Below are 7,469 nucleotides of genomic sequence, written 5' to 3'. Positions count from 1 at the left end.
GGGGGTGATCGACCTGAAGAAAAAGTCGATCACCATGGGTAAAGGATGTTAAAAAGTGTTCACCATGTCCCCGAACACCTGTCTACCATGTCCCCGGACTGTACACCCTCAAGGGAGAGGGAACTTAAATCAAAAACTTTTCTCTGTCGGCTGCCAGGTGCAGAAGTCTTCGTTCGCCACCAGCAGCAGCTGAGAGCCTTCCGGCGCCTCAAGCCACGCCACGCTCACTTCCATAGACGAATGCCGCTGACGGCGCTGAATGTGTTCGGTTGCCCAGGATTCAAGCTCAGGCTTTACGGTCTGCCCTTCGCAGGTGGTCACCGTGCCATCGGCATGCCAGCGCCCCTGGCGCAGTACCACGCGGCCCTGACGCAGCGCGTCGCTGGTCTGACGGAGCTGTTCGGCGCGGTAGCGGTAAAGGGCGACCTGATCGCTGGAAAGCTGCTGTTTCAACCCGCTGACTTCATGCTGCATAAAGCTCAGCTCGCCGTGGTCGTCGAAACGCACCTTCACGTGTTCGGGGGTCTTGCTGTAGATGTTCAGTTCAATCAGCGACAGCGCATCGCCCTGCCAGCGGTACTCTGCGGTCGAGGTGTTGCCGTTATGCCACGGGCTGAACGCGGTAAGCATATGGACTTCATCGCTGGAATCTTTACGCCAGATCCTGACCGCGCCCTGGTTGTCAGCATAGCCACTGGCGGTAAACGGGGGGAGTGAGGAGTCATGGCTACAGGCAGACAGCAACAGTACGCCTGCCAGCGCGAGCGTGCCACGCCAGAATGACAAAAGGGGCGTTGCCGCCCCTTCGTTAAAACTGTTCACTGCCACGCGTCTTACTTAACTGCGTCTTTCAGTGCTTTACCAGAAACAAATGCCGGCACGTTAGCTGCGGCGATTTTGATTTCTTTACCGGTCTGCGGGTTGCGGCCAGTACGCTCAGCGCGGTGGTTCACTTTGAAGGTACCGAAACCAACCAGTTGTACAGCATCGCCTTCTTTCAGAGACTCAGTAATAGCAGCCAGGGTAGATTCCAGAGCAGCTTTAGCCTGCACTTTAGACAGATCAGCCTTGTCCGCAATTACATCAATCAGTTGAGTCTTGTTCATAAGTTATCCTTTCAATGTGTTTATCGCTTGCTAAGCATCGAGTGCGACGAAAATGCCAAAAAAGCACTCTCCTGCATACACGCACCGATAGCCACTTTTTTTCGCCCCCCAAATGTAGACCAGACGGGGGGCAGAAGGGAAGAGTCGAGGTGCGACAAAACAGGCGTTAAATCACGTTTTGTTGTCTCATTGGTTAAAAATTATACCAATATTGCTCTCACCGGCCTCACGCAGGTCCGCGCGCAGCCCTTTGATCAGCTCAATATCACGCTCTTCACACTCTGCCAGCAGGCGGAAAATCTCCCACTGAATGTCCCATTCCTGTTCAACCGCCGGGTTAGCACGCAGCTCTTCGTCGGTCATTTCGCGGCCTTCCTGCGTCATTTCCAGCATCGCGACGGTCGTAATGGATGCCTTACTGACTTCAATGGCGTGCTCCAGCGTTTCACCGCTCAGACGAGAGTGGATCAGCTCGCTCAACGCCACGCAGGCGTCGATAGCCGGATAAACGCCGTACAGGTCGTAATCGTCCGCCGCCGGGATCGCCTCTTCCAGCTTTTCGAGCTGTGAATCGAAGTTCACCTTTGCGTCTTTCACCGTCAGCGTCTCCCAGATCAAATCCAGGATACGTCGATAAATCTGGCCTTCGCCAAACTCCGTTTGCTTACAGAACGCGGCATAGTTGGGATACATGCGCTCGCACAGGCAAGCCATAAACGTCACGTGCTGCCAGCTTTCCAGCTTCTCAAGGCGCAGATGAATCGGGTTTTGTAACATGATGATGTCTCGAATCGAAAATTAGCCGCAGTTTACCTGAATCACGGCTGAATTTCCTGCCAACGAATGAATGCCGGACGTGAAGAGGCAACGGCGTCAGCCCAGCGGGTTGGCTCCGGTAACCGGTAGCCCTTCATGCAGCGCTGCACCCACGCCAGCGCGCTGTCCATGCTCACCCGATGCCCGGTGGCGATAAACAGCGGATTACAGCGCGCTTTACTGCGCCAGACCCACGCCAGCTGCTCGCCTTTATGGATAAGCGGCGCCAGCGCGCCCGGTTCGGCAGAAAGCGGCTCAAACGCGCCGCACAGGCGTTTTTTCGCCACGCCGATGGTCGGCACGTCCACCAGCAGACCAAAGTGGCTGGCGACGCCTAAGCGACGCGGATGGGAGATACCGTGCCCGTCAACAAACAGGAGGTCAGGTTTTTGCGAGAGTTGCTCCCACGCGGCCAGCAGCGCGGGGTATTCGCGGAAGGAGAGAAAGCCGGGAATATAGGGCATGGTGGTGGCGATACGCGCCACCTTGTACTCCACCAGCTCCAGCGACGGGTATTTCAGCACCACCATCGCCGCCCGCGTCACTTCACCGCCCTGCTCGAACCCGACGTCCGCCCCGCCAATGTACTGCGGGGGATCCTTATCCAGACGATCCTCGCGGATCACCGATGAAGCCAGTTCGATTTGCTGAGCGCGTAGCGACGCGAGATCCATAACCACTCCTTACTTGTGATACTGGGCAGAAAGCCGATGCACCGCCTCCACAAATACGCCTGCGTGTTCAGGCGGCACATCCTGATGAATGCCGTGGCCGAGGTTAAAGACGTGGCCTTCACCCTGGCCGAAACCAGACAGTATAGTCGACACTTCCTCTTCGATGCGGGCAGGCTGAGCATAGAGCATGGACGGGTCCATGTTGCCCTGTAGCGCCACTTTGTCGCCCACGCGACGACGCGCATCGGCAATATCGGTGGTCCAGTCGAGGCCCAGCGCGTCGCAGCCAGTGGCCGCCATCGCTTCCAGCCACTGGCCGCCACCTTTGGTGAACAGCGTCACCGGCACGCGGCGACCTTCGTTTTCACGCAGCAGGCCATCGACGATTTTGTGCATGTAGTACAGGGAGAACTGCTGATAATCACGTCCGGTCAGCACGCCGCCCCAGGTGTCGAAAATCATCACCGACTGCGCACCCGCTTTAATCTGCGCGTTGAGGTAGAGCGTAACGCTCTTCGCCAGCTTGTCGAGCAGCGCATGCAGCGCCAGCGGTTCGGCGTACATCATCTTTTTAATCATGGTGAAGGCTTTGCTGCTGCCGCCTTCAACCATGTAGGTGGCCAGCGTCCACGGGCTGCCGGAGAAGCCAATCAGCGGCACTTCGCCTTTCAGCTCGCGGCGAATGGTGCGCACGGCGTTCATCACGTAGCCCAGTTCGCCTTCCGGATCGGGGATCGGCAGCTTATCGACGTCGGCTTTGCTTTTGATCGGCGAGGTAAAGCGCGGACCCTCGCCGGTTTCGAAATAGAGCCCCAGGCCCATCGCGTCCGGAATGGTAAGAATGTCCGAAAAGAGAATGGCGGCATCCAGCGGGAAGCGGCGCAGCGGCTGGAGCGTCACTTCACAGGCCAGCTCGGCGTTTTTGCACAGCGACATAAAATCGCCCGCCTGCGCGCGCGTGGCTTTGTACTCTGGCAGATAGCGTCCCGCCTGGCGCATCATCCACACCGGGGTGACATCAACGGGCTGGCGCAGCAGCGCACGCAGATAACGATCGTTCTTCAGTTCGGTCATTTTGCAGTTCCTTATTGCGTCAGTCCGTCAGTGTAACACTACTCATACTCGGCCCGACACATTGCCACGGTATCTTCTATCAGGCGACGCGCCACCGTTCCCGGAGGGGGTAACAGCGGTAAATTGTCGTAGCGGTACCAGTTCGCCTCCAGCAGCTCTTTCGGATCGATAACAATCTCGCCGCTGTCATATTCCGCCATAAACGCGGTCATCAGAGACATCGGGAACGGCCACGGCTGGGAGGTCACGTAGCGCAGGTTCTTCACCTTGATGCTGCTCTCCTCCATCACCTCGCGCGCCACCGCCTGCTCCAGCGTTTCGCCTACTTCGACGAACCCGGCGAGGACGGTATGAATGCCGTTGCGATGACGGGTATGTTGCGCCAGCAGGATGGAATCATCACGGCGGATGGCGACGATGATGCACGGCGCGATTTGCGGGTAGTAGCGTTCACGGCAGTGGCCGCAGAGCAGCGCCCATTCGGTTTTGCTTGGGTGCATGGTGTGGCCGCAGTAACCGCAATATTTGTGCGAACGGTAAAACTCCGCCAGCTGCACGCCGCGCCCCGCCAGCTGGAACAGGCCGACGTCAAGATCTAACACCTGACGTACGGATCCCATATCCTGACGGCGCGCCTGTTGGATCAACCACACGGGATCGCCCTGCCACTCGCCGATCTTCAGCGCGGACTGGCCCACCAGATCGAACGTTTCCGCGGCACCGTAGGGCAACTCTCCTGAGGGCAGCCATAATTTTTGTTCGTGGCTGACGATCCACCAACCCAGATCTGATTTTTCAATAATACGATCCATATCTATTGCACTACCTTCGCTTCACTGACATGTTGTTAGCATTGTGGTTACATTTTGGATAAGCAGATCCCATTCTAAACCTTATGGAGTCGACCATGTTAAACCAGCTGGAAAGCCTGACTGAGCGCGTTGGAGGAAGTAACACCCTGGTGGATCGCTGGCTACATGTGCGCAAGCATCTCCTTGTGGCGTATTACAATCTGGTCGGTCTTAAGCCTGGCAAAGAATCCTTTATGCGGCTGAACGAAAAAGCGCTGGATGATTTTTGTCAGAGCCTTGTCGACTACCTCTCCGACGGCCATTTCAACATTTATGAACGCATTATCCGCGAAATGGAAGGGACAACGCCGTATTTAGCGGCCAGCAAACTCTGTCCGCAGCTGGAAGCCAATACCCAGCAGATCATGGACTATTACGATTCCACGCTCGAGAACGCCATCGATCACGATAACTATCTTGAGTTCCAGCAGGCGCTGTCCGACTTGGGCGAAGCGCTGGAAGAGCGATTCACGCTGGAAGATAAGCTCATCGCCCTCGTACTGGATAACAACCTGAATATCAGCAGCAGCGATAACGTTGCGCGCCCTGCTTGAGTTCTTAACCGTTAACGAGTAATTTACAACCAGTCGCCCCTCTGCGGAGGGGGATTTTTCTTGTCGGAGTGCCCAGTGTGTAAGCACGGGCTGAGACCGTTAATTCGGGATCCGCGGAACCTGATCAGGTTAATACCTGCGAAGGGAACAAGAGTCACGCTGCTGTTGTATCGCCCCTGGGGCGATCTCCTCTTGCTTCATCCGTCGTCTGACAAGCCATGTCCTTCACTTCTGGAATGAGCTATGTCTACAACAAAACTGACCCGCCGCGAACAGCGTGCACAGGCCCAACACTTCATCGACACCCTGGAAGGCACCGCTTTCCCGAACTCGAAACGCATCTACATCACCGGTTCACAGGCCGATATCCGCGTGCCGATGCGCGAAATCCAGCTCAGCCCGACGCTTATCGGCGGCAGCAAAGAAAATCCGCAGTATGAAGACAACGAAGCCGTGCCGGTGTATGACACCTCCGGCCCATACGGCGATCCTGATGTTGCCATCAACGTGCAGCAAGGTCTGGCAAAGCTGCGACAGCCGTGGATTGACGCGCGTAACGACTGCGAAGAACTGAGCGTACGCAGTTCTGCGTACACCAAAGAACGCCTGGCCGACGACGGCCTGGACGAGCTGCGCTTTACCGGCCTGCTGACGCCAAAACGCGCCAGAGCGGGCAAATGCGTAACCCAACTGCACTACGCGCGCCAGGGTATCGTCACGCCGGAGATGGAGTTCATCGCCATCCGCGAAAACATGGGGCGCGAGCGCATCCGCAGCGAAATATTGCGCCACCAGCATCCGGGTGAAGGCTTTGGCGCTCGCCTGCCGGAGAACATCACGCCGGAGTTTGTGCGTGACGAAGTGGCCGCCGGGCGCGCGATTATCCCCGCCAACATCAACCACCCGGAATCGGAGCCGATGATTATCGGCCGCAACTTCCTTGTGAAGGTTAACGCCAACATCGGCAACTCTGCCGTCACCTCGTCCATCGAAGAGGAGGTGGAAAAGCTGGTCTGGTCCACGCGCTGGGGGGCGGACACGGTGATGGACCTCTCCACTGGCCGCTACATCCACGAAACCCGCGAGTGGATCCTGCGTAACAGCCCGGTGCCGATCGGTACCGTCCCGATTTACCAGGCGCTGGAGAAGGTCAACGGCATCGCCGAAAACCTCACCTGGGAAGCGTTTCGCGACACGCTGCTGGAGCAGGCGGAACAGGGCGTGGACTACTTCACCATCCACGCGGGCGTGCTGCTGCGCTACGTACCGATGACGGCGAAACGTCTGACCGGCATCGTCTCACGCGGTGGCTCCATCATGGCGAAATGGTGCCTGTCTCATCATCAGGAAAACTTCCTCTACGAGCACTTCCGCGAGATCTGCGAAATCTGCGCCGCGTACGACGTCTCGCTGTCGCTGGGCGACGGCCTGCGTCCTGGCTCCATCCGCGACGCCAACGACGAAGCGCAGTTTGCCGAGCTGCACACCCTGGGCGAGCTGACCAAAATCGCCTGGGAGTATGACGTGCAGGTGATGATTGAAGGCCCGGGCCACGTGCCGATGCAGATGATCCGCCGCAACATGACCGAGGAGCTGGAGCACTGCCACGAAGCGCCGTTCTACACTCTGGGGCCATTGACCACGGACATCGCACCGGGCTACGACCACTTCACCTCCGGGATTGGCGCGGCGATGATCGGCTGGTTTGGCTGCGCCATGCTCTGCTACGTGACGCCGAAAGAGCACCTCGGCCTGCCCAACAAAGAGGACGTAAAGCAGGGACTGATTACCTATAAAATTGCCGCCCACGCGGCGGATCTGGCGAAAGGCCACCCGGGCGCGCAAATCCGCGACAACGCCATGTCCAAAGCGCGCTTTGAATTCCGCTGGGAAGACCAGTTTAACCTGGCGCTGGATCCGTTTACCGCCCGCGCCTACCACGACGAAACCCTGCCCCAGGAGTCGGGCAAGGTGGCGCACTTCTGCTCCATGTGTGGGCCAAAATTCTGCTCGATGAAAATCAGCCAGGAGGTGCGGGATTACGCCGCCGCGCAGACCATTGAAGTCGGTATGGCGGACATGTCGGAAACCTTCCGCGCCAGAGGCGGCGAAATTTACCTCAAAAAAGAGGAGGCGTAATGTACAAGCCCGATTTCCCCTCCGTGCCCTTTCGCTTAGGGCTTTACCCGGTGGTGGACAGCGTGGAGTGGATCGCCCGCCTGCTGGAGGCCGGCGTTCGCACCCTCCAGCTGCGCATCAAAGATAAGCGTGATGAAGAGGTGGAGGCCGACGTCGTCGCCGCCATCGCGCTGGGGCATCGCTACACTGCTCGCCTGTTTATCAACGACTACTGGCGGCTGGCCGTTAAGCACCGGGCGTACGGCGTGCATTTGG

General features: G+C 57.9%; 9 protein-coding genes and 1 riboswitch. Of the genes, 3 read left to right on the top strand and 6 right to left on the bottom strand.

Annotation, left to right across the window (positions count from 1 at the left end):
• Positions 1 to 129: 129 nt before the first annotated feature.
• The 6 genes from HBA26_RS22250 to nudC form a co-directional block, all read right to left on the bottom strand.
• Entirely contained in the window at positions 130 to 822 is a 693-nt protein-coding gene (locus HBA26_RS22250; protein ID WP_028015109.1) for a DUF1481 domain-containing protein, read from the bottom strand.
• 11 nt (positions 823 to 833) lie between these two features.
• The gene (hupA, locus tag HBA26_RS22245; RefSeq protein ID WP_002445246.1) at positions 834 to 1,106 is read right to left on the bottom strand and encodes a nucleoid-associated protein HU-alpha; all 273 of its coding nucleotides are present in this window, start codon (positions 1,104 to 1,106) and stop codon (positions 834 to 836) included.
• Positions 1,107 to 1,292: 186 nt separating this feature from the next.
• Positions 1,293 to 1,883, bottom strand: a complete 591-nt coding sequence (locus tag HBA26_RS22240; RefSeq protein WP_022646712.1) for a YjaG family protein — start codon at positions 1,881 to 1,883, stop codon at positions 1,293 to 1,295.
• A 41-nt stretch (positions 1,884 to 1,924) separates the two neighbouring features.
• The gene (gene nfi / locus HBA26_RS22235; protein ID WP_010425928.1) at positions 1,925 to 2,596 is read right to left on the bottom strand and encodes a deoxyribonuclease V; all 672 of its coding nucleotides are present in this window, start codon (positions 2,594 to 2,596) and stop codon (positions 1,925 to 1,927) included.
• Positions 2,597 to 2,605: 9 nt separating this feature from the next.
• The gene (gene hemE / locus HBA26_RS22230) at positions 2,606 to 3,670 is read right to left on the bottom strand and encodes a uroporphyrinogen decarboxylase (protein ID WP_010425930.1); all 1,065 of its coding nucleotides are present in this window, start codon (positions 3,668 to 3,670) and stop codon (positions 2,606 to 2,608) included.
• Between the two features lie 38 nt (positions 3,671 to 3,708).
• The gene (nudC, locus tag HBA26_RS22225; protein ID WP_088204570.1) at positions 3,709 to 4,482 is read right to left on the bottom strand and encodes an NAD(+) diphosphatase; all 774 of its coding nucleotides are present in this window, start codon (positions 4,480 to 4,482) and stop codon (positions 3,709 to 3,711) included.
• A gap of 95 nt (positions 4,483 to 4,577) precedes the next feature.
• Between nudC and HBA26_RS22220 the strand changes: the two genes are divergently transcribed.
• From HBA26_RS22220 to HBA26_RS22210, 3 genes are all read left to right on the top strand, one after another.
• Positions 4,578 to 5,075: an Rsd/AlgQ family anti-sigma factor gene (locus HBA26_RS22220; protein ID WP_028015105.1), complete on the top strand. Its 498-nt coding sequence runs from the start codon at positions 4,578 to 4,580 to the stop codon at positions 5,073 to 5,075.
• Between the two features lie 54 nt (positions 5,076 to 5,129).
• Positions 5,130 to 5,239: riboswitch (TPP riboswitch) on the top strand.
• Between the two features lie 79 nt (positions 5,240 to 5,318).
• Positions 5,319 to 7,214, top strand: coding sequence for a phosphomethylpyrimidine synthase ThiC (gene thiC, locus HBA26_RS22215; protein ID WP_063155695.1), 1,896 nt, complete (start codon positions 5,319 to 5,321; stop codon positions 7,212 to 7,214).
• On the top strand, positions 7,214 to 7,469 hold a 256-nt coding region (locus HBA26_RS22210), incomplete at its 3' end, for a thiamine phosphate synthase (RefSeq protein WP_208298234.1). The genes thiC and HBA26_RS22210, both read left to right, overlap by 1 nt.

It is taken from the genome of Enterobacter sp. 725m/11 (genome assembly GCF_011683705.1).
GTDB lineage: Bacteria > Pseudomonadota > Gammaproteobacteria > Enterobacterales > Enterobacteriaceae > Enterobacter > Enterobacter bugandensis.
Note: the sequence above shows the minus strand (reverse complement) of the source record. Positions and strands in the feature narration are given on the sequence as shown.